Raw genomic sequence first — 24,764 nt, forward strand, 5'->3', positions numbered from 1 at the left:
ACTTTTCTGGAGAAATACATGGCAGCAAATTGGATGCGCCGCACCCTCATGGTCGCCGCATGTGCGTCGGCCGCGTTGCTCGCGGCCTGCGGTTCCAGCACCACCGAATCGGCCATCACGCCCCAGCGCTTCATTGCGTTCGGCGACGCCATGAACGATGTGGGGCAAAACGGCTCGCGCTACACCGTCAATGACGGCAGCGTCAACAACTGGACCCTGCAGGTGGTGGCCAACTACGGCAAGTCGCTCACCCCGGTCTCTGCAGGCGGCCTGAGCTACGCCACCGGCAATGCCCGCGTCAGCGCCAAGCCCGATGCGGCCGGCAACGCCAGCACCCGCACCGTCACCGAACAGATCGACGCCTTCCTGGCCAGCGGTAGCTTTGCAGCCACTGATGTGGTGATGGTGAGCGGCGGTGTCAGCGACGTGATCGCCGGCATGGCCGCTGTGAACGCAGGCACCCTGACCCAGGACGCCATGGTGGCCGCCGCCCGCAAGGCCGGTGAGGACCTCGCGGCCCAGGTGCGCCGCCTGGTGACGGCGGGCGCCAAGTACGTGGTGGTGACCGGCACCTACGACCTGAGCAAGACCCCATGGGCCAAGACCATCGGCCGCGAAGCCCTGCTGAGCAACGCCAGCAGCCGCTTCAACGAAGGCCTGCTGGTCGGCATCGTGGACCTGGGCGCCAACGTGCTGTACGTGGACTCGGCCTACTACGTGAACCTGTATACCAGCGTACCGGGCAACTATGGCTTCAACAACTCCACGGCTGCAGTGTGCACGTCGGTGGACGCGAACAACGGTATCGGCATCGGCGCGGGCCAGGTCAATTCGGCCCTGTGCACGTCGTCCACGCTGCTGTCGGGCGCGAACGCCACCTCGTTCGTGTTTGCCGACAGCGTGTACCTCACACCATCGGCCCAGCGCCAGTTTGGCACCTACGCCTACGACCGCCTGCGCGCACGCTGGTAAGCCGGCGCGCTCCGCGCTCCGCCCAGCAAAAAGCCGCCCACTGGGCGGCTTTTTTGTCGGTCAGGCGGCTGGTCTGCCGCCTTGGGTGAATCAGAACCGATACACCACACCCAATGTCACCACGTTGGGGTTGAGCTTGACGTCGATGGTCTGGCCCGTGGACAGGGTGTTGCGGGTCTTCACGAAGGTCTTGTAGTACGCCACGTCCAGCGACCACTGGTCGTTGAGCGCAATGCTCACACCCACCTGCGGCGTGAGGCCAAACCGGGATTCAGCGCTCAGCGTGGTGGGGCGCGAGGGGTTGCCGCCGGTGAGCCCTGTCAGCGCTGCGGTGCCGCGCTCCTTGAAGAACTTGGCGTAGGTTACGCCCAGGCCCACGTAGGGGCGCACCCGCGCATTGGCCTCCAGAAAGCGGTACTGCGCGAACACGGTCATGGGCAGCACCTTGACCTCGCCGATCTTGCCCACGCCGGCGATGGCTCCGGCGCCCATGATGTTGTGCTTGAAAGGCAGTGCCAGGGGCACGTCCACCGCCCAGTGGTCGGTGAGCATGTAGGTGATACCGCCGGCCAGCTGGGTGTCGGCATGCACGTCCACCTTGGTGCCCGTGAAGCTGGGCGCGGACAGATCGCCACTGGTGACCTGGGGCGCGATTTGCGTGGCGCCCGCGCGCACCAGCCAGCTGCCAGCGGTCTGGGCCTGCGCGCCGCCCGACAGGGTGAGCGCCAGTGCAGCCACAGCGCCAGCCAGGGAAGGGGTGATGGTTTTGTTTTGCATGGTGTATGAACCCTTCAACTGCCGATTACAGCCAGCCCGCGCGGGCCAGCGAACGCGATACCAGCTGGCTGACCAGCTGGTGGCCATACGGCGTGGGGTGGAAGCTGTCGGAGAACGCATAGGTCTTCCACCAGTCCGCGCCCCCCGTGGCGCCGGCAGGGGGTGTCTGCGCCGACAGGGCGGCGGCCGTGCAGGTGGGGAAGGTATAGCTGGGCAGGCCGTCAGCACCCAGGCCGGTGATGGGGCATGCGGTGTTCTTGGCGTTGGTCAGCCCGAACTGCGCCGGGTTGGCCACCTGGTCGTTGAACGAGGTGTAGAAGTCCACCACCACCACCTTGCTGTTGCCCGCAAAACGTTTGGCCAGCTGGGCGTTGAAGGCTTCGAGCCAGGCCTTGAGCAGGCCCTGCACCTGCGCGCTTGCGGCAGCGCCCGCGGACGCCGTGATGCCGCCGAGCACCTGCTGCAGGCGCGGCGTCTTGTCGATGGCGGGCATGTTCAGCACCGCCACACGCTGCGCGCCCTTGCTCAAGGCATTGGCCTCGATCGCGTCGTGGAACTTGTCGGCCAGCGCCACCATGTAGGCACCTCCCACCTGGGCCTGGCCCGTGGCACCGCCCGCAAGGCCGGCGTTCACCGTGGCCGCAGGCAGCAGGGTGGAGAGCAGCGCGCCGAAGGCCTTGCCGCCATCCTTGGAGGCCGACAGGTAGGCACCGATGAGGTCTGCAGCGTCGTTGCCGCCGCCGTCGATCAGCAACAGGTCCCCCGCGCTGAAGCCGTCAGCCCCTGCGTCGGTCAGTTGCTTGACGATGGAAACAGGCGATGCAGGCGCCGTGAAATTGTTGATGCGACCGCCACCAATGGCGTAGTTGGTGCAGCCCGCCGCGTTGTTGAAAGCGCTGCCGGTGGACACATAGCGGGGGCAGAGCGTGCTGCCGTAGTTGCTGGCCACCAGTTCGGGCCAGATGGGCGTGGACGCCGGGCCTGTGGGGGCGCTGCCTTGCACCGTGAACTTGAAGCCGAACGTGCCGCTGTCGGCGATGCTGTCACCCATGACCTTGACGGTCTTGATGGGCGCCACCGGCGAGGTGTCGGCACCGCCGCCCCCGCATGCCACCAGCAGCGACGCTGCCGCCAGAGAAACCCACAAAGCCTTGCGCTGAAAAACCATCGGTATCACTCCTGTTATCGTAAAAATAGAACGACCGTGCTATTCCTAGCAAATCATATTCGCCAACGCAAAAAAGCCCCACCGGGTAAACACCGGTGGGGCTTAGGGGTGGGGTTCTAAAAGCCCGCGAACCCTTTGGGGGCCTCACGCAGGCATCACGGCCGTCACTTGACGGTATCGAACACCGCCTTGGCCTGCGCGTGGCAGAAAGGTGGCTCGTAGGTGCCGTGGTAGCTGCCGTAGTAGGTGGCAAAAGCTGCCGAGGTGGGGTCGGTGGGAGCCTTGCCGCCGGGGCCGTAGGTGGCCTGGATGGCGGCGTCCACGTCGACTGTGCTGACGTTTGTCACGCCCCGGCTGTCAAAGTCGGCTTTCATGACGGCCATGTGGACCGCCGGGGGCACCGTGGGGTCGCCCGCGCCGCCGCACAGCATCACGCGCGCCTTGGGGGTCCAGCCCAGCAAGTCGTTCTTTTTGGCGGCCAGGTACAGCGGGTGGGTAGTGCTGGTCTGCGAGCCGGTGATGAACGCCGACTGGAACAGCGCGTCACGCGCCTGGTTGGGTGTGCCCGAGGGCAGCGTGCCCGTGGTCACCAGGGTGGTGTAGTTGAGCGTGGGGTTGGGCAGCAGGTTCTCGATGTAGCCCGAGTACGGCGCCTTGAACACGTCCTTCACGTCGGTGTAGACGTTGCCATAGACCTTCTGCCAGGCGGTGACGAGGTAGGGCACAAAGAACTGCACGCCCGCGATCGCGTCCGGAATGCGCAGCGAACCCGACAGGTTGTAGGGGCCGGCCAGGTGCGCGCCCGCGACCACGTTGAATTCGTTGCCGTAGTCCCGCTCGGCCGCGCGCTGCGCTGCCATGGACGAGTGGCCGCCTTGCGAGTAACCGGTGAACATCACCTTGCCCGACAGCGTGGCCCCCACCGTGCCTGCCGCATTGCGTGCCGCGCGCACCGAGTCGATGACCGATGTGGCTTCTGAATCCGCATGCAGGTAGGGGTGGTAGCTGTAGCCCGACTTGGCAAAGCCCAGGTAGTCGGTGGCCACCACGGCATAGCCCTGCGCGGCGTACATGGCCGCCAGCAGGAAGGTTTCGCTGTCCTGCGGGTTGGCCAGGGTGCGGGGCTTTTGCACATCGGTGCCCTTGGCATAGGCCACCAGCGGGGCTGCGGTGGTGCAGCTGCCGGCCGGCACCAGCATCACGCCCGAGGCGTTGGTGTTTTCGCCGCTCTTGGCACCCACGGTCGCATAGTTCAGCGACACCACCTTCACATCGCACTTGGCCTTGCCGCTGATCGCCTGCAGGCCGCTGCTGGCCGTGGCCGCGTCGATCTGCGCCACGGTGAGCGTGGTGAGCGTGGCAGGGGGGTCGATCAGTGCGCCGCGCGCCGGGTCGTCAGAGCCACCGCAGGCGACAAGCAGGACCGCCGCAGCGGCCACACAGGTAAGGCGGAAATAGGTCATGGATGGATACCTCGGTCAGTGAAGAACGACGCATCGTGCGCGCACCTGCGCTGCAGCATCCATAGGGGATAACGCGGGAGGACGGGTGCCGCCAGACACCTAGGCGACAGCGCGCGCATGCCTGTTAGACCAGTCAGTCGGGACGGCGCACGCCGTACAAAACCTTCATGCCCAGGATGGTGCCCGCGAGGGCCAGGGTGATGGCATTGGCCACCACGATGGGCCAGGCTGCCAGCGCCAGGCCGTAGGCCAGCCACAGTGCCACCCCCACCGTGAAAACGCTGTACATGCCCAGCGAGATACCGCTCACGTCCCGCGTGCGAAAGGTGTGCAGGGCCTGTGGCACAAAGCTGCAGGTGGTCAGGCAGGCGGCCAGATAGCCGATCAGTTCATGGAGTTGCATGGTGGGGAAAACGCAGGGCAGCAGCGATTATTCACTGCTCACGTGCCGTCCAGTCGATGAGGCTGTCGAGCACGGGCCGCGCTGCCCCTGCATTGGCGTGGTTGACCACCGCCACCAGCACATAGCGGCGCCCGCTGGCGGCATGCACATAGCCTGCAACGGCCATCACATCGCGCAGGCTGCCCGTCTTGAGGTGGGCGGTGCCAGCACGGCTCTGGCTGCGGCGCAGCGTGCCGTCCACGCCCGTGATCGGCAGCGACGCCACCAGCTCGGGCATCACGGGCGATACCCAGGCCACCTGCAGCATGCGGGCCAGGGCCTGTGCGGTCAGGCGTGCGTCGCGGCTGAGCCCGGCGCCGTTGTCCACCTGCGGCAGGTCGGCATCGCCCATGCGGGCCTGCCACCACTGGCGCAGCACCTCGCGCGCGCCGTCGAATGTGGCCACGCCATTTTTTTGCAGCGCCAGGGTCAGAAACACCTGCTGCGCCATCACGTTGTTGCTGTACTTGTTCACGTCGCGCACCACCTCGGACAGTGCGGGGGATGTGACCACAAACGCGGGCTTGAGGCCCGGGGGCACCTTACCGTCGCGCACGCTGCCCGTGAGCTTGCCGCCCAGTTCGCGCCACATGCCCTCCACCGCCCGCGCCGCAAAGCCACGCGGGTCGGCCGCCGCCACCGGCCACAGGCGTTCGCCACAGGCGGCGGGGTACACACCCTGGAACGACACCTTCGAGGGGTCCGACAACTCCGCACGCAGGGCGGTACGCCAGTCGCCACAATCCGCACCCGGCGCCGCCAGCGCCACGGTGGGCTGGCGCTGCACTCTGGCCAGTGGCGGGTCATACTGGATGCGGGCCAGGCCAGCGGCTGCATCGGGCACAAAGGTCATCACCGACGATTTGTAGTTCAACAGCAGCGCGTCGGGCGACGCGTTGTAGGGCCGCAGCGGCTCGCCATCAAACCGCGCCGGGTCCTGGTCGGGCACGTCGAACGCCGTGCGGTCCAGCACGATGTCGCCCACGATGACCTGGATGCCCTGGCCCTGCAGCCGCCGCATCAGCAGCCACAGCCGCTCCATGACCAGCTTGGGATCGCCCTGGCCCTGGATGTACACATTGCCGCGCAGGCTGCCGTCCTGTACCGTGCCTTGCACATACACCGGCGTGTTCCAGACATAGGCGGGGCCCAGTTGCTCCAGCGCTGCATAGGTGGTCACCAGCTTCATCACCGACGCGGGGTTCACCGGCACCTGGGCACGGTGCGCAAGGCGCGGGCTGGCCTTGCCGGCAGCTTGCACGTCCACCACCATCACCGACAGCGACTCGCGCGGCAGCTTGGCGCGCGCCAGGGCGGCCTCCACCTCGGGCGGCAGAGTGCCTGCGGCGGGCGCCGCCGTCTGCGCCCCCGCTGAGCCCACCCCGCCCGCAGCCACCAGCCACGCAGCACCCCAACCCACCACACCACGCAGCACACGGCGGCGCCAAAGAGCAGAAACAGACAACATGGCGGGGAGTCTATCGCCCGCGCACCTGCACCAAGCGCCGCTTTGCACCCAGCGCCAGCACGGCCTGCGGTGGGCGCCGATAATCGCCCGATGCGTTTTTCTCCCCGCACCATCGGCCTGCTGGCGGCCGTGGTCACCGTCACCATCTGGACGGGCTTCATCATCATCGCCCGCGCCTCAGCCCAGCGCACGCTCACCCCGTTCGACATTGCGCTGCTGCGCATCGTGGGCGCCAGCCTGGTGTTGCTGCCCTGGGGCTGGTGGATGGTGCGACGGCGCCAGGCGGCGCTGGGGGCCTCGGCGCCGGCGTCCAGCCTGGCGGGCATCTCGCCCCTGCCCTTGCGCACCACGGCGCTGCTGGGCAGCTTTGGCGGGCTGCTGTACGCGCTGCTGGCCTATTCAGGGTTCTTCCATGCACCGGCCACCCATGCGGCGGTGCTCATGCCGGGCAGCCTGCCGCTGTGGACGGCGCTGCTGGCCGCCTGGTTGCTGCGCGACCACATCACGCCGCTGCGCGCCACCGGCCTGGCGCTGATCGTGGCGGGCGACCTGCTGGTGGGTGGACGCAGCCTGCTGGCGGCGTTTTCGGGCGGGGACGTGTGGAAGGGCGACCTGCTGTTCATGCTGGCCGCATCGTCCTGGGCCACCTACAGCGTGCTGGCGCGGCGCCACGCGGTCGATGCGGTACAGGCCACCATCGCCATCACCGCGTTTGCCTGCATGGTGTACCTGCCCAGCTATGCGCTGCTGGTCTGGCTGGGTGCAGTCACCAGCCATCTGGCCCAGGCGCCGTGGAGCGAGATCGCGTTCCAGATGCTGTTCCAGGGCGGGGGCTCCGTGGTGGTCTCGGGCATTGGCTTCACGCGCATGATCCAGCACTATGGCCCCGTGCGCTCCACCATGATCACGGCCTTGGTGCCCGGCCTGTCGGCCGTAGGCGCAGTTGTTTTTCTGGATGAGCCGATGCACTGGAACCTGGTGGCCGGCCTGCTGCTGGTCACCGCCGGTATCCTTGTGGGGGTGCTGCGCAAAAGCCAGGCCCCCGCAGCCGCTGCCAAAGCGGCGTCCTGAGCGCATTTGTCACCGCCGCGCCACCCCATACCTCCTAACCCTGCCCATGAATCTGCTTGCCTTTGACACCAGTACCGGCACCCTCTCCATCGCTGTGCAGAATGGCGAGGGAGTCTGGCAGCACCAGGGGCCCGGGGGCGCGCAGGCCTCGGCGGCGCTGATCCCTGCGGTGCGCGCGCTGATGGCGCAGGCGGGCCTGACGTTCGACACCTTGGACGCGGTGGTGTTCGGTCGCGGCCCCGGCTCGTTCACCGGGCTGCGCACCGCCTGCGCCGTGGCCCAGGGCCTGGCCTTTGGTGCCAAGGGCGGGCAAGGAGTGCCCGTGCTGCCGGTGGACACCCTGCTGGCCGTTGCCGAGGAGGCCCGCCTGCAAAACGGCTGCACCCAGGTGGTGGCGGTGCTGGATGCACGCATGGACGAGGTCTACCACGCGCGCTGCGAATGGTTGCCGGGAGAAGCCTGCTGGCAGGCAGACGAGGACTTCGGCTTGGGCGCCCCCGAGTCAGTGCAGCCCCCCACAGGCTGGACGGTGGCAGGCAACGCCCGCGCGCCCTATGGCGACCGGTTGGCGCCCAGCGCGCCACACATCACGGCCCTGCCCACCGCCACGGCCCTGCTGCGCCTGGCCCCCGCCCTGATCGCTGCGGGCCAAGCCGTGGCAGCGGGCGATGCCCTGCCGCGCTACATCCGCGATAAAGTGGCGCAAACCACCGCCGAACGGGCCGCGCTGCGCGCCGCCCAGGCGACGGCCACTCCCTGAGATGTGGTGAATGAATCCCCCATGAGCGCACTGCCTACTTCTTCTGCATTGCCGCCCGGCGCCAGCACCGCCCGCCCCGAGGCGCGCTTCGAGACACTGACCCTGGCTCGGCTGGATGCCGTGCTGGCGGTGGAACAGCGCGCCTATTCGCACCCCTGGACCCGTGGCAACTTCACCGACGCGCTGGCATCCGGCTACGAGGCGCAGCTGCTGATGGCGGACGACCACCTGCTGGGCTACTTTGTGGCCATGATGGGGGTGGATGAAGTGCACCTGCTCAACATCACCGTCACCCCCGAATACCAGCGCCAGGGCTGGGCCCGCGTGCTGCTGGACGCCCTGGCCCTGTGGTCACGCGGGCGCGGGGCACAATGGCTGTGGCTGGAGGTGCGGGCGAGCAACCTGCGCGCCCAGCAGATCTACCAGACCCACGGATTCCGCCGCGTGGGGGACCGCAAGCGCTACTACCCCGCCGCGCACGGCCAACGCGAAGACGCTGTGGTCATGAGCCTGGCGCTCTGACCCCACGCCGCACCCGACCCTGCTGAACCACCGATGGCCTGTTTTCTTTCTGTATGAGCCTCCACCTCGATGCGCGACAGCGCGCCATGCTGCAAGAAATGGGCGTCACCGTGTGGGGCCCCTCCCCCGCCCAGGAGGCCACGGCGCAGCCCGCGGCAAGAGCACCTTCAGCCCCTGCGGCCGTGGCGGCACCTACCGTCGCGCCTCCGCGTGCGCAACCCCACGCGCCCTCTCCCGCGCCGTCTCCTGCGCCTGCCGAGCGCCCCCCAGCGCCCCCAGCCCACACCACCAGCCGCAGCGCACCGCCCGCTCCTGCACCGGCCACCACAGGCACGGCCACGCCCGCCCTGCGCCTGCACCCGGCACAGGCGCTCTACCCCGCCGCTGACCCGGCACAAACGCCCTCCGGGCTGGGCCGGGGCTGGCTCATCGTGGCCGAAAGCATGACGCCCACCGATCCCCTGGGAGGCGATGCGGGCCGCCTGCTCGACAACATGCTGCGGGCCATGCAACTGCACCGGCACCCGCGCGTGTTCCTGGCGGCACTGGAACGGTCTGCGCCCGGCACGGAAGCCAGCGCCGACATCCCGGCCACCCTGGCCGACGCCGTGGCCCAGCTGCAGCCCGCCATGGTGCTGGTGCTGGGCCATGTGGCAGCACGCGCGGCGCTGGGCCGCACCGAGCCCCTGGGCCGCCTGCGCGCGGGACCGCATGCGCTGGCCGGTTGCCCGGCGGTGGTGACCTACGACCCTGCCTTTTTGCTGCGCTCGCAAGACAACAAGGCCGCCGCCTGGGCCGACCTGTGCCGTGCGCTGGCCATGGTGCGCAGTGCCGAGGCCGAGTGCTGAGAGCCTGTTGGCAGGGTCCGAGCCCCTTCCATGCCCCCCGCCGGACCGGCGAGACCGTCGCCCGGTGCCATAATCCGCCGCTTGCCTAATTTTTACGGAGACAGCTCCTTGGAAACCTACCCGAGTTGGTAGCTTTCAGCTCCCGGCGCATTTGACTGCTGTGGGGTTGAAAGCACCCCTACCCCCACACCGCAGACGCCAAAAAACAAGGGAGTGAGCCCATGCTCAACATCTTTACGCTCGCCAATGGCCGGCTGTTCCAGGAAGAAATCGAGTCCCTGGAAGAGCTGACCAAGTTCCAGCCGATCTGGGTGGACCTGGAAGCCCCCACGCTCGAAGAAAAGCGCTGGATCAAGCAGCACTACGGCCTGTCCATCCCCGAGGATGCGATGGACGAGGACATCGAGGAATCCGCCCGCTTCTACGAGGAAGACAACGGCGAGCTGCACATCCGCAGCGACTTCTTGATCGATGACGACGAAGACCCCCGTTCGGTGCGCGTGGCCTTCATCCTGAACCAGCACAACACCAACCTCAAGAGCCGGGGTGTGCTGTTCTCCATCCACGACGAAGACGTGCCCGTGTTCCGCCTGCTGCGCATGCGCGCGCGCCGCGCGCCCGGGCTGATTGAAGACGCCAAGGAAGTGCTGCTCAAGCTGTTCGACGCCGACGCCGAATACTCGGCCGACACGCTGGAGAACATCTACGACGAGCTGGAGGCAGTGAGCAAGCAGGTGCTGGCCGGCGACGTGACCGACACCCGCGCTGGCGAGGTACTGGCCGCCATCGCCCGCCAGGAAGACTTGAACGGCCGCATCCGCCGCAACGTGATGGACACGCGCCGCGCCGTGAGCTTCATGATGCGCTCCAAGATGCTCAACTCCGAGCAGTTCGAGGAAGCCCGCCAGATCCTGCGCGACATCGAGTCGCTGGACAACCACACGGCGTTCCTGTTCGACAAGATCAACTTCCTGATGGACGCCACGGTCGGTTTCATCAACATCAACCAGAACAAGATCATCAAGATCTTCTCGGTGGCCAGCGTCGCCTTGCTGCCGCCCACACTGATCGCCAGCGTGTACGGCATGAATTTCAAGTTCATGCCCGAACTGGACTGGTCGCTGGGCTACCCGTATGCGCTGGGGCTGATGCTGGCCAGCGCGCTCGGGCCCATGTGGTACTTCCGCAAGCGCGGCTGGTTGAAATAGGCTTCCCCCTGTGGCGCTGCGCGCCTTCCCCCTGGGGGGACGCCTCCAACGGCCCGGCAAAGCCGGTTCCGCAGTGGCGCTGGTAGATACATAGCGCCGGTTGCAGCGCAGCGTGGCGAACGGCTAATGGGATGCGGCGGAGTCCTCTTTAGAGAGAAATCTGCCGCAGGCGCTGGTGCAATATGCCCTAGCCGCTATCAATTTCATAGCCTCTGCAGAAACGACAGCACCATGTGCTCGGCGTACCGGCTGGCCACGGTCTGCACGAACTGGGCAAAGTCGCCATGGGCGGCATCGTCGGCGCGGTCGGAGATGGTGCGCACGGCGGCAAAGGGCATGCCGTAGTCATGGCACACCTGGGCGACGGCAGCGCCCTCCATTTCCACCGCCAGCACGTCGTGCCCGGCCGCGCGCAGGGCGGAGCGCAGGCGCTCGGACTCTTGGGCGGTGGAGACAAAACGGTCGCCGCTGGCCACCAGGCCCTGGTGCGCCCGGTGGGCACCTCCATGGATGGTTTTCAAGCCCCAGAGGCTGCTTGCGCTAGTGACGCATAGGCTGGCAGCTTCCAAAAGCATAGCTGTCAGCACCGGATCACACGCCAGCCGGGTGCGCGCGTAGCCCGGCAGCTCCCACCGAGGGAACAGCGGCGAGGCATCCATGTCGTGCTGCACATAGTCTTGCGCCACCACCACATCCCCCCGGTGCACCCCATCGCCGACCCCACCCGCGACGCCCGTGAAGACGATGCGCGCCACGCCAAAATGTTCGATCAAGGCCGTGGCCGTGGTGGCAGCGGCCACCTTGCCGATGCCCGACAGCGCCAGCACCACCGGGCGGTCGTGCAGCTCTCCGCGCCAGAACGCGCGGCCAGCATGCATCAGCCGCTGTGGGTGCGCCAGCTGTTGTACCAGCGAGCTTTGTTCTTCGGGCAGCGCACTCAGGATGGCAGTGCTCATGCAAAAGTCCTTGGGGTCATATCATGGGGCCACAAAACACCCGCGCCACCAGGGGCCGCGCGGTCGCAAAAAAGGCGGCCGAAGCCGCCTGGGGATTGTGACGTGCCAGCAGGCCGCGTCACTTCTTGTCGCGCAGTTCGCGGCGCAGGATCTTGCCCACGGGGGTCTTGGGCAGCTCGGTGCGGAACTCGATCACCCTGGGCTGCTTGTAACCCGTGAGCTCGTGGCGGCAGAACTCCTTGACCTGCGCTTCGGTGAGCGCCGGGTCCTTCTTCACGATCACGAGCTTCACGGCCTCGCCGGTCTTTTCGTCGGGCACGCCCACCACGGCGCATTCGAGCACGCCCGGGCAGTTGGCCACCACTTCTTCGACCTCGTTGGGGTACACGTTGAAGCCGCTGACCAGCACCATGTCCTTCTTGCGGTCCACGATCTTGAAGAAGCCGCGCGCATCCATCACGCCGATGTCGCCCGACTTGAAGTAGCCGTCCTCGGTCATGACCTTGGCGGTTTCATCGGGGCGCTGCCAGTAGCCAGCCATCACCTGCGGGCCCTTGATGGCGATTTCGCCGGGCTCGCCCAGCGTGGTGACCTCGCGGCCCTCATCGTCCAGCAGCTTCATGGAGGTACTGGGCAGCGGCACGCCGATGGTGCCGGTGTATTCGGTGCTGGTGGTGGGGTTGCAGCTGGCCGAAGGGCTGGTCTCCGACAGGCCATAGCCTTCGCAGATGGGGCAACCCGTCTTTTCGAGCCAGAGCTTGGCCACGGCACCCTGCACCGCCATGCCACCACCCACCGAGACCTTGAGGTTCTTCCAGTTGACGGTGTTGAAGTCCGGGTGGTTGGCCAGGCCGTTGAACAGTGTGTTCACGGCCGGGAAGCTGTGGAAGGTGTGCTTGGACAGCTCCTTCAGCACCGCAGGCAGGTCGCGCGGATTGGGGATCAGGATGGTCTTTCCGCCCGTGCGCATGCTCAACATCATGTTCACGGTGAACGCGAAGATGTGATACAGCGGCAGCGCACAGATGCTGGTGGGCTGCTCACCCGCCGGCACCTTCTTCATCACAGGCTCGTTCCAGGCCTCGGACTGCAGCACGTTGGCAATCACGTTACGGTGCAGCAGCACCGCGCCCTTGCTCACGCCTGTGGTGCCGCCGGTGTACTGCAGCAGCGCGATGTCGTCGGGCTTGATGTCAGGCTTCTTGAGCGTCCCGCGCGTGCCCTGCGCCACGGCGTCGTTGAAGCGCACCGCACCCGGCAGGTTGTAGGCAGGCACCATCTTCTTGACGTTGCGCACCACGTAGTTGACCAGGGTCCCTTTGAGCAGACCGAGCTGGTCACCCATGGCGCACAGCACCACGTGCTTGACGGGCGTGTGCGCAATGCACTGCTCCAGCGTGGTGGCAAAGTTCTCGATGATGACGATGGCCTTGGCGCCCGAATCCTTGAGCTGATGCTCCAGCTCGCGCGGCGTGTACAGCGGGTTCACGTTGACGACCACAAAGCCCGCGCGCAGCACGGCCGCCACGGTCACCGGGTACTGGGGCACGTTGGGCATCATGATGGCCACGCGGTCGCCCTTGACCAGCCCCAGGCCCTGCAGATAGGCCGCAAACGCGCTGGAGAGCGAATCGGTCTGGGCGTAGGTCACGTCCTTGCCCATGAAGCTGTAGGCCACGCGGTTGGCGTACTTCTTGAACGCCTCGTCCATCAGCGCCACAAGGGAGCTGTACTGCGTGGTGTCGATGTCTGCGGGAACACCTTGTGGATAGGCGGCCAGCCACGGGCGGTCGGTCATTGGGGTTGTCTCCTGGTAGGTTTTATGGGGGTCCTGCAAGCACGCCGATGTTTTCAGCACGGTCGTGCTTTTATTGTGGAGGAATTATGCCCGTCAGCTCTTGAGCGCGGTCAGTACCTCGTCCAGCATTTTCTTGGCATCGCCAAACAGCATGCGGTTGTTGTCCTTGTAGAACAAGGGGTTGTCCACCCCCGCGTAGCCCGAGGCCATCGAACGCTTCATCACGATGGAGGTCTTGGCCTTCCACACCTCCAGCACCGGCATGCCGGCAATGGGGCTGGTGGGGTCGTCTTGCGCGGCGGGGTTCACGATGTCATTGGCGCCGATGACTATGGCCACGTCGGTGTCCGGGAAGTCCTCGTTGATCTCGTCCATCTCCATCACGATGTCGTAGGGCACCTTGGCTTCGGCCAGCAGCACGTTCATGTGGCCGGGCATGCGGCCTGCCACCGGGTGGATGGCAAAGCGCACCTGCACGCCCTTGTCGCGCAAGGTCTTCACGATGTCGTTGACCGTGTGCTGTGCCTGGGCCACGGCCATGCCATAGCCGGGAACGATGATCACGCTTTTGGCATCGCGCAGCAGCTCGGCGGTCTCGGCGGCAGCCACGGGCACCACTTCGCCCTGCGGCTCGGCGACGTCGCCTTTCTTGGCGGGCGCGCCAGCACCGGAGCCAAAACCCCCGGCAATCACGCTGATGAAGTTGCGGTTCATCGCGTTGCACATGATGTAGGACAGGATGGCGCCCGAGGAGCCCACGAGCGCACCGGTCACAATCAGCAGGTCGTTGGACAGCATGAAACCCGTGGCCGCCGCCGCCCAGCCCGAGTAGCTGTTGAGCATGGACACCACCACCGGCATGTCGGCCCCGCCAATGGCCATGACCATGTGGATGCCGAACAGCAGCGCAATCAGCGTCATCACCATCAGAGGCACCATGCCTTGCTCGACGGTCTCGGCGCGCAGGAACTCGCGGCCAAACCAGATCACCACCAGCAGCGCCACCAGGTTGAGCCAGTGGCGGCCGGGCAGCAACAGCGGCTTGCCGCCGATTTTGCCGTTGAGCTTGCCAAAGGCAATCAGCGAGCCACTGAAGGTGACCGCCCCGATCAGGATGCCGACATAGATCTCCACCTCGTGGATGATCTTTTCCGCGCCCTGCAGCTGGATGGAGGTATCGACATAGCTGGCAAACCCCACCAGGCAGGCCGCCAAGCCCACCAGGCTGTGCATGAGCGCAACCAGCTCGGGCATCTGCGTCATCTTGACGACCTTGGCCGCATAGAGGCCAATGCCGCCGCCAATGACCAGCGCGCCGATGATCCAGGCCACGCCCGCCGGGCTGACGCGGGGGCCAAACACGGTGGCCAGCACGGCCAGCGCCATGCCGACCATGCCGAACAGGTTACCCCGGCGGGAGGTTTCAGGATTGGAAAGCCCACCCAGGCTCAGGATGAACAAAATGGCCGCGCCCAGGTAGGCGACGGTAGCGAGACTTTGGGACATGTTCTTTGCTCCTCGTTGTTCTTGTCGTTATCGGATTACTTGCGGAACATGGCCAGCATGCGGCGCGTGACCGCAAAGCCGCCAAACATGTTGATGGCCGTGAGCACCAGGGCGGCAAAGGCGAGCCACAGGATGAGCCCGTCAGGCCGACCGTTCACACCCGCATCGGGCGGCGCGATCTGCACCAGCGCACCGATGGCGATGATGCTGGAGATGGCGTTGGTCACGCTCATCAGCGGCGTGTGCAGCGCGGGCGTCACGTTCCACACCACCATGTAGCCGATGAAGCAGGCCAGCACGAACACGGTGAAGTGTCCCAGGAAGGCCACGGGCGCGTAGGCACCGACGGCCCAGAACAGCACGGCCATCACGGCAAAAACGATGGTCAGCGTCTTGGCGGACATGGGCGCGCCCGTGCCATGGCCATGGCCCGATTTCTTCTCGACCACCGGGGCCGCTGCCTTGGGTGCGGGCGCCGGTGCTTGTTTGAGCGGCGGGGCGGGCCAGGTGATGGCGCCGTCCTTGACCACGGTGAGGCCCCGGATCGCGTCGTCTTCCATGTTGACCACCGCCACGCCGTCCTTGGCCTTGCACAGCTCTTCGGTCAGACGCAGCAGGTTGGTGGCGTACAGCGTGGACGACTGCTTGGCCAGGCGCGAGGCCAGATCGGTGTAGCCCACGATGGTCACGCCATGGCGCACCACGGCCTCGCCGGGCACGGTGAGCTCGCAGTTGCCGCCTTGCTCGGCGGCCATGTCCACGATCACGCTGCCGGGCTTCATGCTCTGCACCATCTCGGCGGTGATGAGCTTGGGCGCGGGTTTGCCGGGGATCAGCGCGGTGGTGATGATGATGTCCGCGTCCTTGGCCTGCTCGGCGTACATCTTGCGCTGCGCGGCCTGGAAGCCTTCGCTCATGACCTTGGCATAGCCGCCGCCGCCCGATCCTTCTTCTTCGTAGTCCACCTTGACGAACTCGCCGCCCAGCGACTTGACCTGGTCGGCCACCTCGGCGCGCGTGTCATTGGCGCGCACGATGGCGCCGAGGTTGGCAGCGGTGCCAATGGCGGCAAGGCCTGCCACGCCAGCGCCCGCAATGAACACCTTGGCGGGCGGCACTTTGCCTGCGGCCGTGATCTGGCCGTTGAAGAAGCGGCCGAAAGCGTTGGCGGCTTCGATCACGGCACGGTAGCCGCTGACCCCGGCGGTGGAGGTGAGCGCGTCCATCTTCTGGGCGCGTGACAGGGTGCGGGGCAGGCAGTCGATAGCCAGCACCGTGGCCTTCTTGGCGGCCAGCTGCTGCATCAGATCGGGGTTCTGGGCGGGCCAGATGAAGTCGATGAGGGTGGTGCCCTCGCGCATCCGCGCCACTTCATCGCTGCTGGGCGGGCGCACCTTGAAGACGATGTCGGATGCCGCCCACAGTGCCGCAGCGTCGCTGACGATCTCGGCGCCTGCAGCGCGGTAGGCATCGTCACTGAAGTTGGCGGCATCCCCAGCCCCGGACTCGACCGTGACGGCAAAGCCCAGCTTGATCAGCTTCTCCACCACATCGGGCACGGTGGCCACGCGCTTTTCGCCAGGGAATGTTTCCCTGGGCACGCCGATACGCTGCGGCTGCGGGACGGGGCTTGTCTGCATCAGAGGTCTCCTCAAGTTTCGTAATCGTTATGCCAGGCCGCCAGACAGGGAGGGCTTGCGGGCTAGGGCCTAGAGGTGGGTGTTGGGAAAGGGAAGGGCGGAATGGCAAGGTGACCGTCCACCATGCCGGCGCTCAGGCGCACGGCCTGGGCCAGGTCATAGGCCCATTGCTGCGCGGGTCGGCCCGCCACCAGGAATTCTTCGTTGTTGCGCGGCCGTATGCTCAACAGCCGCTGATCTACCAAGGCATCCACCACCACCCAGACACCCGCTTCGGTGACGTAGCGATACCCCACATGCGAATAGGGAGCTCTTAGTGCGATCTGGCGGCTGGACATCCATTGAACGAGGTCGGGCCGGTTCTTTTCGAGCCACCTGGGGCTGCTCGCCCAAAGCTTGAACCGCAGGCAATCGGCACGCACGGGGCTGCCATCAGCAGCGTCCTTCACCATGACGTCCTGTTGAGCCGGGCAGTACCCCACCCCTTGCGGAGACCCGCGCAGGTCGCTGGTGACGTTGGTCTGCACGCGCAGCACAGCCAGCCATTCACCTTGCGCACCACGCAGCGCTACGTCGCGAGTTTGAAGCGAGGTACGTCCTCCGGAGCCTGTAACAGCTTCCCCGGAAGTACCCAGGTCCTGCCACGCCCCCGGTGGCAACACCAGGCGGCCGCGGCCCACGGGGTATTCGGATTGGGGAGGAACAGTGAGGGGCGCGCAGGCCGCCGTGAACACCGTCACAGCCAACACGGGCAAGAGAGGCAGCAGCCGCCGGAACTTTGAAATGGTCAGAGTCATAGAGAAAGGTTCATACGAATTCGCCTTCAATCATCCCACGGCACCCGAGTCCGTCCTTCGACGGCTCCTGCCATGCAACAACCAGCTCGGTGTCGCTGGTGAAAAATGTGTTGAAAGCGCCCTGGTATCGGACACTTCTTGCGGCGCTGCCGGTGGGCAAGCTGACCGCGAGCTTACATGAAGAAAATCTTTGGGCTGTCGCCTTTGTCTGCTGTAGAGAGAACTCCCCAGTCTCCACCAGCGCATAGGCAAAAAAAAGCCTGGCAGCACAACGCAGCCAGGCTGGGCAGCGGCCCCTGAGGGCCTGGTGCCAACGATCAGTTCACCACTTGCGCCAGCGCACCCGAGGCGTACTGGGCCGCCACAGCCTGCAGGCTCAGGCCCTTGATCTTGCTGCCCTGGCCTTCGCAGCCGAACTCCAGGTAGCGCTGCTTGCAGACCTGCTTGGCCGCTTCGCGGGCGGGCTTGAGCCATTCGCGGGCGTCGAACTTGTCGGGGTTCTCAAACAGGAACTTGCGCACCGCGCCCGTCATGGCCAGGCGAATGTCGGTGTCGATGTTGATCTTGCGCACGCCGTGCTTGATGGCTTCCTGGATTTCCTCGACGGGCACGCCGTAGGTTTCCTTCATCTTGCCGCCGTACTGGTTGATGATGGCCAGCAGTTCGGCAGGCACCGACGACGAGCCGTGCATCACCAGGTGGGTGTTGGGAATGCGCTTGTGGATTTCCTTCACGCGGCTGATCGCCAGGATGTCGCCCGTGGGCTTGCGGCTGAACTTGTAGGCGCCGTGGCTGGTGCCGATGGCGATGGCCAGGGCGTCCAGCTGGGTGGCCTTCACGAAGGTGGCGGCTTCTTCGGGGTCGGTCAGCATCTGGCTGTGGTCGAGCTTGCCGACGGCACCAATACCGTCTTCTTCGCCCGCATCCCCGGTTTCGAGGTTGCCCAGGCAGCCCAGTTCGCCTTCGACCGTCACGCCCACCTTGTGCGCCATGTCCACCACCTTGCGCGTCACCTCGACGTTGTAGTCGAACGACGACGGGGTCTTGCCGTCTTCCATCAACGAGCCGTCCATCATCACCGAGCCAAAGCCCAGGTCGATGGCGCCCTGGCAGACCTTGGGCGAAGTGCCGTGGTCCTGGTGCATGACGAGGGGAATGTGGGGGAAGGCCTCGACCGCCGCCTGGATCAGGTGCTTGATGAACGGCTCGCCCGCGTACTTGCGCGCTCCAGCGCTGGCCTGCAGGATGACGGGAGCGCCCACTTCGTCGGCAGCCGCCATCACGGCCTGCACCTGCTCCAGGTTGTTGACGTTGAAGGCAGGGATGCCATAGCTGTTGGCAGCGGCATGGTCGAGCAGTTCGCGCATCGAAACGAGGGGCATGGTCGTGGGGTCCGTGGTGGGTTGATGAAGGAAGGGGCGAGGCGCTGTAGCGCCCGGCAATGCGGTGGTAACCGCTTGGTAACTCGCAATTTTAACCGGCGGCCGGTGCGGAGGGCGATGGCAAATCCAACCGATAGCAGGTGGTAAAGGGCGCGGGCGCAGGGGCTGCGCCAAAGTGCCCCCCGTGAATGTCCGCCACGCGGCGCAGGATTTCATGCCCCAGATGCAGGCTGTCCACCGGCACCGCCGCCGCGCGGCCCGGCGCGCCGCCGGCCTGCGGACGCGCCCCGTCGTCACACACCTGCAGCCACGCGCCACCAGCGTCCGCCGAGCCCAGCTGGACGGCGATCTGGGTGCCTTCGGGCGTGTGCTTGAGCGCGTTTTCCACCAGATTGCGCACCGCAATGTCCAGCAGCACCGTATGGCCGGGCAGGGTCAGCGCGGTCGGCGCCGACAGGCCCAGGTCGTCGCCCCGCTTCCACGCTGCCTGGGCATAGTCGGCGCACACCGACCGCGCCAGGGCGCTCAGGTCCACGGGCGCCTTGGCTTCGTGCAGCTCTGCCCGGCTGGCGCGGGCCAGGGCCAGCAGCTGGTTGAGCACATGCCCTGCGCGCAGGGCGTCCTGGCCGATGCGCGCCAGCGCCTGGGCCCGGGCCTCTTCCGTCAGCTCCCCCGCCAGGGCACTGGCCTGCAGGGCGATGGAAGACAGCGGTGTGCGCAGCTCGTGCGCCACCTCGTTGGCCAGCCGGCGCTCGCGCACCATGGCGACCTGCTGGCGGTCCAGCAAGGTGTTGATCGACGCTACCACCGACTCGAACTCGCTCCAGGCATGGCGCGATGCCAGGCGCTGGGCGCTGGTGGGGTCCAGTGCCGCCACATCGGCCGACAGCGCATACAACGGCCGCAAGCCGCGCCACAGCGCGAGCCCCAGGGCCAAAGACACCACCGGCAGCAACCACAGACCGGGCTCGATCAGCTGCCCCGCGATGTCATCCGCCAGCTCGTCCCGCTCGCGCAGCTCCAGCATCACCATGATCTTGCGGGTGCGCCCCGCATCCCATTGCGAAAAGCTGCGCCAGGCCACCTTGTCGGGGCCCAGCGTGAGGTCGGCAAACCCCTCGGCATCGCTGAAAGGCGGCTCGGGCACCGAGCCTGTGATGGACAGCACCCGCCCCTGCGCATCCCACTGCACCACGCTGATGGTCTGCTGGTAGTCATGCGACTTGAGCCAGGGCGTGGGGGTGCGCTCGGTCCGCTGCGGGCCCTCCATAGCCTCGGTGGCCCGCAGGTTAAGCAGCAGCGCGGCCACGCTGGCCAGGTGCCCGTCGGTCAGCTCGTCAGCTTCATGCACACCGGTCTGGTAGCCAATGAAGACGAAGCTGCCCCAGACAATGACCAGCGCCCCCAGGGACCACAGCAACAGCTGCCGGGTGAGCGAGGGGCGGCGCCCCGACGCGGGACGAGAAACAGGGGGCGCGTTCATGCAGGCTTTTCCTGCGGCATGAAATAGCCCACTCCGCGCATGGTCTGGATGGCGGCGCTGCCCAGCTTGCGGCGCAGGTGGTGGATGTGCACCTCGACCGCATTGCTCTCCACGGCAGCGTCCCAGCTGTACAGGCGCTCCTCGATCTGCTGGCGCGACAGCACCCGGCCGCGCGCCTCCAGCAGCACCAGCAGCACCGAAAACTCGCGCGGAGACATTTCCACCGGCTTGCCTTGCTGGCGCACCGTGCGGGTCGCAGGGTCCAGCTCGATGTCTCCCAGGCGGATGGTGGGCGACGCCCGCCCCGCCGCGCGCCGCAACAGGGCGCGCAGGCGCGCGTCCAGCTCATCCACATCAAACGGCTTGGTCAGATAGTCGTCGGCCCCCTGGTCCAGCCCCGCAATGCGCTGGTGCACCTGGTCGCGCGCGGTGACGATGAGGACGGGCGTGGCGGGGTCCGGCAAGGTTGCTGATGCGGCGCCGGTGGCGGGTGGACTCAGGCGCAGGCGCCTGAGCAGTTCGCTGCCGTCACCGTCCACCAGCCCCAGATCCAGTAGCACCGCGTCAAAACGCTCGGCGCGCAGGGCGCTCCAGGCGCTGGCGACGCCATCACTGACATCCACCGCATAGCCGCGCTGCTGCAGGTTGCTGCGCAGGCCACTGGCTATGCCCGCATCGTCTTCGACCACGAGTATTCGCATGCGGGCATTGTCGCAGCCCATCAGACAGGGGAGTGACAGTGGCGATGCCAACTTTAAGACGGCGTTAAGTACGGCCGCCTATCTTCCGGCGCATGCAGCCTTCGTCCGTCCCGCCGTCCATCGCGCCCCACGCCCCCTTACACCGCCACACACTGCTTTTCTGGACCCTGGGGGCGCTGGCCTGTGTCGTGGCTTGGGATGCGGCGGGCCAGGACCTGGCCTTTGCGCAGGTGTTCGGGTCCTCTAACGGGTTTCCGATGCGGGACCAGTGGTTTTTTGTGCAGGTGCTGCATGAAGGCGCCCGCCGCCTGGGATGGCTGCTGGTGCTGCTGCTGGCGTTGAGCGTGTGGTGGCCGCGCGGCTTTTTGCGCAAGCTGGACGCCAGCGAGCGCCTGCAAATGGCCGTGAGCGCCCTGCTCTCGCTGGCCGTGGTCAGCATCACCAAGAACCTCAGCGCCACCAGTTGCCCCTGGGACCTGGCGCAGTTTGGCGGCGTGGCGCGCCATGTGTCGCACTGGGCGCTGGGCGTGCTCGATGGCGGCAGCGGCCGCTGCTTTCCGGCGGGCCATGCATCGGCGGGATTCGCCTTTCTGGGCGGCTACTTCGCGCTGCGCCACAAGGCGCCGACGGCCGCGCGCTGGTGGCTGGCGGGCGCATTGCTGGCCGGGTTTGTATTGGGTGCCGCCCAGCAGGTGCGCGGCGCCCATTTCATGAGCCATACGCTGTGGACAGGCTGGCTGTGCTGGACCACCGGCTGGCTCTGCGACCTGGCCGCCACCGCATTGCGGCCCCGCTTTCCGCATTTCGCCAACACCACCACGCCAGCGGACGGCTCCCATGCTTGAAATCGATCTGGTCCTGTTTCAGGCCCTCAATGCCGACGCCGCCACCTTGCCTGCCGTGGTAGCGGTGGCACGGTGGGTGTCGCAGCAACTGCCCACCGCCATGGGCGGCCTGCTGCTCGGCAGCTTAGTGCTGGGCAACGCGGCGCAGCGGCGCGCCCTGGCCCTGGCGCTCGCGTCGATGGCCCTCGCCTGGCTGGGAGTGCAATTGCTGCGGCTGGCCGTACCGGCGCCGCGACCTGCGCAACTGGGCATTGGCGTGCAGTGGATCGAGCACGCGGCGCGCGCAGGCTTTCCCAGCATGCATGTGGCAGGCGCCGCCGCACTGGCGGCCAGCCTCGCACTGCGGCCGGTCCGCGGGCTGACCTGGCTGGCCGCTGCGGTCACGGCTGCGATGGTGTGGAGCCGCGTCTGCCTGGGCGTGCACTTTCCGTCCGATGTGCTGGCGGGCCTGCTCACCGGGGGGCTGGCCGCAGCGGCCATTCATGCCCTGGCCGCGCGGGCACCCCGCTGGCAGGCAGCCCTGCTGCACAAGTCGCCACAGGGCAACGCACACTGACCGCCGTCCGGCGCTATCGCCTTGAGGGCGTAGCGCAGAGGTGAGGGAGCGACCCCTCTGCCAGTCAGCTGGCCACGCAGATCTTCAGCATATTCGTGCCGCCGGGTGCGCCCATGGGCTCGCCACAGGTGATGGCGTACACATCGCCCTTTTGCACGATGTTGCGGCTCTTGAGGTGGCGCTCGGCCTGGTCCAGCGCAGTGTCACGGTCGGCGCTGGTGTCCATGAGCAAGGGACGCACGTTGCGGTACATGGCCATCTTGCGTTGTGTGGCCACCTTGGGGGTGAGCGCGTAGATAGGGATGCGGATGCTGTGCCGGCTCATCCACAGCGCCGTAGCGCCACTGTCGGTCATGGCCACGATGGCCTTGGCGCCCAGGTGGTGGGCGGTGAACAGCGCGCCCATGGCGATGGACTGGTCGATGCGGCCAAAGGTCTGGCCGGTGAAGTCAGCATCCAGCTGGTGGTCTTCCGCCGCCTCGGCCGCAGCGCAGATGGTGGCCATCTCTTCCACGGTTTCGAGCGGGTAGCGGCCAGCGGCAGTTTCGGCACTCAGCATCACGGCGTCGGTGCCGTCCAGCACGGCATTGGCCACGTCACTCACCTCGGCGCGCGTGGGCACGGGGTTGGTGATCATGCTTTCCATCATCTGCGTGGCGGTGATGACGACCTTGTCCAGGTCTCGCGCCATGCGGATCATCTTCTTTTGCAGGGCAGGCACGGCTGCGTTGCCCACTTCCACTGCCAGGTCGCCACGCGCCACCATGATGCCGTCAGAGACGCGCAGGATGGCCTCCAGGTGCGGGATGGCCTCGGCGCGTTCGATCTTGGCGATCAGGCCGGGCTTGTGGCGGAACTCGGAGGCTGCCACGTTGCACAGCTGGCGGGCCATTTCCATGTCGGTCGCGTTCTTGGGGAAGCTCACGGCCACATAGTCGGCCTGGAAGCTCATCGCCGTGCGGATGTCTTCCATGTCCTTGGCCGTAAGGGCTGGCGCCGTGAGGCCGCCGCCCTTCTTGTTGATGCCCTTGTTGTTGGACAGCTCGCCACCCACCTTGACGGTGGTGTGCACTTCTTCGCCGCGCACCGCATCCACGGTGAGCACGATCAGGCCATCGTTGAGCAGCAACAGGTCGCCCGCCTTCACGTCGCGCGGCAGCTCCTTGTAGTCCAGCCCCACGCCATCGATGTCGCCCAGCTCGGTGCGCGAGGCATCCAGCACGAACTTGGCCCCCGGCTCCAGCTGCACCTTGCCCTCGGCAAACTTGCCCACGCGGATCTTGGGGCCCTGCAGGTCGGCCATGATGGCCACCTCGCGGCCTGCGCGCTGGGCGGCAGCGCGCACGGTGGCGGCGCGGTCGATGTGGTCCTGCGCCTTGCCGTGGCTGAAGTTCAGCCGCACCACGTTCACCCCCGCTCGGATCATCGCCTCCAGCAGCGCCGGGTCGCTCGACGCAGGACCCAGGGTGGCAACAATCTTGGTGGCGCGGCGGGTAGGCATGGACATGTCTCTTTTCTCTCGGTCGTTGGGGATGTAATCGAGTTTCAATTCTCACACGAAGCGGTTACATGCGAGTTACCCGTTCCGCAGCAACAGGGCTCAGCGCGTCAGAGCAGCGGGGATGACCACCAATGCGCCAGCACATGCGCAATGATCGCGGCTTCCAGGCCGTGGCGGGCAAAGAGCCAGCCCGCGACTAAGCCAAAAACCGTGTTGCCCACCAGGACGAACGCCACCACGGGCACGGTCAACACCCCGGCCAGCGCCTGCGCGGCAGGCAGGTGCCCCACGGCAAACAACACAGCGCTCAATAGCACCACCGCAGCCACCAGCCCCTTGCCAGGTCTGCCCTGACCACGCTGCAACAGGCGCCAGCCCAGCCACAGCAGCAGGGTCATCACACCCCAGCGCACCATCAGCTCTTCGGTAATGCCGCCGTACAGCAGCTTGACCACCAGCGGCATGGCACTGGCAGGATCGGAGGGCTGGAGCGCCGTGGGAGCCAGCCGGGACAGCACCCACAGCCACGCCGCGCCCGCCGCACCGCCCACGATGCCGGGCAGCAGTTGGGCCCGCAGCGCAGGCCCTGCGGGTCGGCCGGCCAGCCAGGCAGAAACTGCAGGCGCCTGCAAACCCACGCGGGGTGCCAGCCACACCCCCAGCGCCACGGCCAGCGCCAGGAGCGCCGCCGTCTGCAACCCGCTGAGCAACAGCACAACCTCTGGCGCCAGCGGCAGCAGGGCTTCGTTGGCCTTCAAGGTGGGAAGCAGCGTCCAGACCACCGCCACCACGCCGGGCATGCCCAGCAGCCACAGCGCGCCGCCCAGCCGCCACTTGCCGGGCTGAGCCGGAGCATGCGCCGCATCGGCTCCGGCAGCGGTGTCCACGGCCATGGTTTTG

The 24,764-nt window shown here is 66.8% G+C and carries 23 protein-coding genes; 8 read left to right on the top strand and 15 right to left on the bottom strand.

The genetic code is table 11. The annotated features are described in order from the left end of the window. Nucleotides 1-18: 18 nt before the first annotated feature. Nucleotides 19-972: an SGNH/GDSL hydrolase family protein gene (locus tag ACODSU_RS00145; protein WP_060986234.1), complete on the top strand. Its 954-nt coding sequence runs from the start codon at nt 19-21 to the stop codon at nt 970-972. Between the two features lie 90 nt (nt 973-1,062). On the opposite strand, the gene ACODSU_RS00150 is transcribed toward ACODSU_RS00145, so the two are convergent. The 5 genes from ACODSU_RS00150 to dacB all read right to left on the bottom strand — a co-directional run bounded on the left by ACODSU_RS00150 (nt 1,063) and on the right by dacB (nt 6,290). Beyond that, on the bottom strand, nt 1,063-1,749 hold the full coding sequence (locus ACODSU_RS00150; RefSeq protein ID WP_488839173.1) for an OmpW/AlkL family protein: 687 nt from the start codon (nt 1,747-1,749) through the stop codon (nt 1,063-1,065). A gap of 25 nt (nt 1,750-1,774) precedes the next feature. Further along, entirely contained in the window at nt 1,775-2,917 is a 1,143-nt protein-coding gene (locus tag ACODSU_RS00155) for an SGNH/GDSL hydrolase family protein (protein ID WP_110960887.1), read from the bottom strand. Between the two features lie 164 nt (nt 2,918-3,081). Next, on the bottom strand, nt 3,082-4,380 hold the full coding sequence (locus tag ACODSU_RS00160) for a lipase family protein (protein ID WP_015016141.1): 1,299 nt from the start codon (nt 4,378-4,380) through the stop codon (nt 3,082-3,084). 133 nt (nt 4,381-4,513) lie between these two features. Continuing rightward, a complete protein-coding gene (locus ACODSU_RS00165; protein ID WP_015016142.1) occupies nt 4,514-4,783 on the bottom strand; it encodes a SemiSWEET transporter in 270 nt (89 codons plus the stop codon). Between the two features lie 31 nt (nt 4,784-4,814). Continuing rightward, entirely contained in the window at nt 4,815-6,290 is a 1,476-nt protein-coding gene (gene dacB, locus ACODSU_RS00170) for a D-alanyl-D-alanine carboxypeptidase/D-alanyl-D-alanine endopeptidase (RefSeq protein ID WP_488839175.1), read from the bottom strand. A gap of 90 nt (nt 6,291-6,380) precedes the next feature. Here dacB and ACODSU_RS00175 point away from each other — a divergent pair, with 90 nt between their 5' ends. The 5 genes from ACODSU_RS00175 to corA all read left to right on the top strand — a co-directional run bounded on the left by ACODSU_RS00175 (nt 6,381) and on the right by corA (nt 10,699). Beyond that, the gene (locus ACODSU_RS00175) at nt 6,381-7,361 is read left to right on the top strand and encodes a DMT family transporter (protein ID WP_488839177.1); all 981 of its coding nucleotides are present in this window, start codon (nt 6,381-6,383) and stop codon (nt 7,359-7,361) included. Between the two features lie 46 nt (nt 7,362-7,407). After that, nucleotides 7,408-8,121: a tRNA (adenosine(37)-N6)-threonylcarbamoyltransferase complex dimerization subunit type 1 TsaB gene (tsaB, locus tag ACODSU_RS00180; protein ID WP_488839179.1), complete on the top strand. Its 714-nt coding sequence runs from the start codon at nt 7,408-7,410 to the stop codon at nt 8,119-8,121. 21 nt (nt 8,122-8,142) lie between these two features. Continuing rightward, nucleotides 8,143-8,643, top strand: a complete 501-nt coding sequence (rimI, locus tag ACODSU_RS00185; protein WP_015016146.1) for a ribosomal protein S18-alanine N-acetyltransferase — start codon at nt 8,143-8,145, stop codon at nt 8,641-8,643. A gap of 53 nt (nt 8,644-8,696) precedes the next feature. Further along, nucleotides 8,697-9,491 (top strand): uracil-DNA glycosylase family protein, encoded by a 795-nt coding sequence (locus ACODSU_RS00190; RefSeq protein ID WP_488804212.1) that lies wholly within the window; start codon nt 8,697-8,699, stop codon nt 9,489-9,491. A 221-nt stretch (nt 9,492-9,712) separates the two neighbouring features. Then, entirely contained in the window at nt 9,713-10,699 is a 987-nt protein-coding gene (gene corA / locus ACODSU_RS00195; protein ID WP_015016148.1) for a magnesium/cobalt transporter CorA, read from the top strand. A 203-nt stretch (nt 10,700-10,902) separates the two neighbouring features. Here the strand turns inward: corA and ACODSU_RS00200 are convergent, their stop codons facing one another. The 8 genes from ACODSU_RS00200 to ACODSU_RS00235 form a co-directional block, all read right to left on the bottom strand. Continuing rightward, a complete protein-coding gene (locus tag ACODSU_RS00200; RefSeq protein ID WP_488839181.1) occupies nt 10,903-11,655 on the bottom strand; it encodes a 5'-methylthioadenosine/adenosylhomocysteine nucleosidase in 753 nt (250 codons plus the stop codon). Nucleotides 11,656-11,773: 118 nt separating this feature from the next. Beyond that, the gene (locus ACODSU_RS00205) at nt 11,774-13,453 is read right to left on the bottom strand and encodes a long-chain-fatty-acid--CoA ligase (protein WP_488839183.1); all 1,680 of its coding nucleotides are present in this window, start codon (nt 13,451-13,453) and stop codon (nt 11,774-11,776) included. A gap of 93 nt (nt 13,454-13,546) precedes the next feature. Next, nucleotides 13,547-14,959, bottom strand: a complete 1,413-nt coding sequence (gene pntB / locus ACODSU_RS00210) for a Re/Si-specific NAD(P)(+) transhydrogenase subunit beta (protein ID WP_488839185.1) — start codon at nt 14,957-14,959, stop codon at nt 13,547-13,549. Nucleotides 14,960-14,994: 35 nt separating this feature from the next. Continuing rightward, nucleotides 14,995-16,599, bottom strand: a complete 1,605-nt coding sequence (locus ACODSU_RS00215) for a Re/Si-specific NAD(P)(+) transhydrogenase subunit alpha (protein WP_295937069.1) — start codon at nt 16,597-16,599, stop codon at nt 14,995-14,997. A gap of 62 nt (nt 16,600-16,661) precedes the next feature. Then, nucleotides 16,662-17,396 carry a hypothetical protein gene (locus ACODSU_RS00220; protein WP_488839187.1) on the bottom strand — a complete coding sequence of 245 codons (735 nt, stop codon included), beginning with the start codon at nt 17,394-17,396 and terminating at the stop codon, nt 16,662-16,664. 317 nt (nt 17,397-17,713) lie between these two features. Further along, nucleotides 17,714-18,778 carry a class II fructose-bisphosphate aldolase gene (fba, locus tag ACODSU_RS00225; RefSeq protein WP_015016154.1) on the bottom strand — a complete coding sequence of 355 codons (1,065 nt, stop codon included), beginning with the start codon at nt 18,776-18,778 and terminating at the stop codon, nt 17,714-17,716. Between the two features lie 91 nt (nt 18,779-18,869). Next, on the bottom strand, nt 18,870-20,261 hold the full coding sequence (locus tag ACODSU_RS00230) for a histidine kinase dimerization/phospho-acceptor domain-containing protein (RefSeq protein WP_488839189.1): 1,392 nt from the start codon (nt 20,259-20,261) through the stop codon (nt 18,870-18,872). Then, nucleotides 20,258-20,962, bottom strand: a complete 705-nt coding sequence (locus ACODSU_RS00235) for a response regulator transcription factor (RefSeq protein ID WP_476018046.1) — start codon at nt 20,960-20,962, stop codon at nt 20,258-20,260. The genes ACODSU_RS00230 and ACODSU_RS00235 overlap by 4 nt, the downstream gene beginning before the upstream one ends. Before the next feature lie 92 nt (nt 20,963-21,054). On the opposite strand from ACODSU_RS00235, the gene ACODSU_RS00240 reads away from it, so the two are divergent. Together ACODSU_RS00240 and ACODSU_RS00245 are read left to right on the top strand one after the other, a co-directional pair. Further along, on the top strand, nt 21,055-21,807 hold the full coding sequence (locus tag ACODSU_RS00240) for a phosphatase PAP2 family protein (RefSeq protein ID WP_488839192.1): 753 nt from the start codon (nt 21,055-21,057) through the stop codon (nt 21,805-21,807). After that, nucleotides 21,800-22,363, top strand: coding sequence for a phosphatase PAP2 family protein (locus ACODSU_RS00245; RefSeq protein ID WP_209816918.1), 564 nt, complete (start codon nt 21,800-21,802; stop codon nt 22,361-22,363). The genes ACODSU_RS00240 and ACODSU_RS00245 overlap by 8 nt, the downstream gene beginning before the upstream one ends. A 64-nt stretch (nt 22,364-22,427) precedes the next feature. Here ACODSU_RS00245 and pyk read toward each other — a convergent pair whose 3' ends face one another. Then, nucleotides 22,428-23,864, bottom strand: coding sequence for a pyruvate kinase (gene pyk / locus ACODSU_RS00250; RefSeq protein WP_110960957.1), 1,437 nt, complete (start codon nt 23,862-23,864; stop codon nt 22,428-22,430). Nucleotides 23,865-23,971: 107 nt separating this feature from the next. After that, entirely contained in the window at nt 23,972-24,757 is a 786-nt protein-coding gene (locus tag ACODSU_RS00255; protein ID WP_488839194.1) for a CPBP family glutamic-type intramembrane protease, read from the bottom strand. Between the last annotated feature and the right edge of the window lie 7 nt (nt 24,758-24,764).

Source organism: Acidovorax sp. FG48 (assembly GCF_057809085.1).

Bases quoted from the DNA above. Each gene is read 5' to 3' on its own strand.
- ACODSU_RS00145 (WP_060986234.1), top strand. From the start codon at position 19: ATGGCAGCAAATTGGATGCGCCGCACCCTCATGGTCGCCGCATGTGCG.
- ACODSU_RS00150 (WP_488839173.1), bottom strand. From the start codon at position 1,749: ATGCAAAACAAAACCATCACCCCTTCCCTGGCTGGCGCTGTGGCTGCA.
- ACODSU_RS00155 (WP_110960887.1), bottom strand. From the start codon at position 2,917: ATGGTTTTTCAGCGCAAGGCTTTGTGGGTTTCTCTGGCGGCAGCGTCG.
- ACODSU_RS00160 (WP_015016141.1), bottom strand. From the start codon at position 4,380: ATGACCTATTTCCGCCTTACCTGTGTGGCCGCTGCGGCGGTCCTGCTT.
- ACODSU_RS00165 (WP_015016142.1), bottom strand. From the start codon at position 4,783: ATGCAACTCCATGAACTGATCGGCTATCTGGCCGCCTGCCTGACCACC.
- dacB (WP_488839175.1), bottom strand. From the start codon at position 6,290: ATGTTGTCTGTTTCTGCTCTTTGGCGCCGCCGTGTGCTGCGTGGTGTG.
- ACODSU_RS00175 (WP_488839177.1), top strand. From the start codon at position 6,381: ATGCGTTTTTCTCCCCGCACCATCGGCCTGCTGGCGGCCGTGGTCACC.
- tsaB (WP_488839179.1), top strand. From the start codon at position 7,408: ATGAATCTGCTTGCCTTTGACACCAGTACCGGCACCCTCTCCATCGCT.
- rimI (WP_015016146.1), top strand. From the start codon at position 8,143: ATGAGCGCACTGCCTACTTCTTCTGCATTGCCGCCCGGCGCCAGCACC.
- ACODSU_RS00190 (WP_488804212.1), top strand. From the start codon at position 8,697: ATGAGCCTCCACCTCGATGCGCGACAGCGCGCCATGCTGCAAGAAATG.
- corA (WP_015016148.1), top strand. From the start codon at position 9,713: ATGCTCAACATCTTTACGCTCGCCAATGGCCGGCTGTTCCAGGAAGAA.
- ACODSU_RS00200 (WP_488839181.1), bottom strand. From the start codon at position 11,655: ATGAGCACTGCCATCCTGAGTGCGCTGCCCGAAGAACAAAGCTCGCTG.
- ACODSU_RS00205 (WP_488839183.1), bottom strand. From the start codon at position 13,453: ATGACCGACCGCCCGTGGCTGGCCGCCTATCCACAAGGTGTTCCCGCA.
- pntB (WP_488839185.1), bottom strand. From the start codon at position 14,959: ATGTCCCAAAGTCTCGCTACCGTCGCCTACCTGGGCGCGGCCATTTTG.
- ACODSU_RS00215 (WP_295937069.1), bottom strand. From the start codon at position 16,599: ATGCAGACAAGCCCCGTCCCGCAGCCGCAGCGTATCGGCGTGCCCAGG.
- ACODSU_RS00220 (WP_488839187.1), bottom strand. From the start codon at position 17,396: ATGACTCTGACCATTTCAAAGTTCCGGCGGCTGCTGCCTCTCTTGCCC.
- fba (WP_015016154.1), bottom strand. From the start codon at position 18,778: ATGCCCCTCGTTTCGATGCGCGAACTGCTCGACCATGCCGCTGCCAAC.
- ACODSU_RS00230 (WP_488839189.1), bottom strand. From the start codon at position 20,261: ATGAACGCGCCCCCTGTTTCTCGTCCCGCGTCGGGGCGCCGCCCCTCG.
- ACODSU_RS00235 (WP_476018046.1), bottom strand. From the start codon at position 20,962: ATGCGAATACTCGTGGTCGAAGACGATGCGGGCATAGCCAGTGGCCTG.
- ACODSU_RS00240 (WP_488839192.1), top strand. From the start codon at position 21,055: ATGCAGCCTTCGTCCGTCCCGCCGTCCATCGCGCCCCACGCCCCCTTA.
- ACODSU_RS00245 (WP_209816918.1), top strand. From the start codon at position 21,800: ATGCTTGAAATCGATCTGGTCCTGTTTCAGGCCCTCAATGCCGACGCC.
- pyk (WP_110960957.1), bottom strand. From the start codon at position 23,864: ATGCCTACCCGCCGCGCCACCAAGATTGTTGCCACCCTGGGTCCTGCG.
- ACODSU_RS00255 (WP_488839194.1), bottom strand. From the start codon at position 24,757: ATGGCCGTGGACACCGCTGCCGGAGCCGATGCGGCGCATGCTCCGGCT.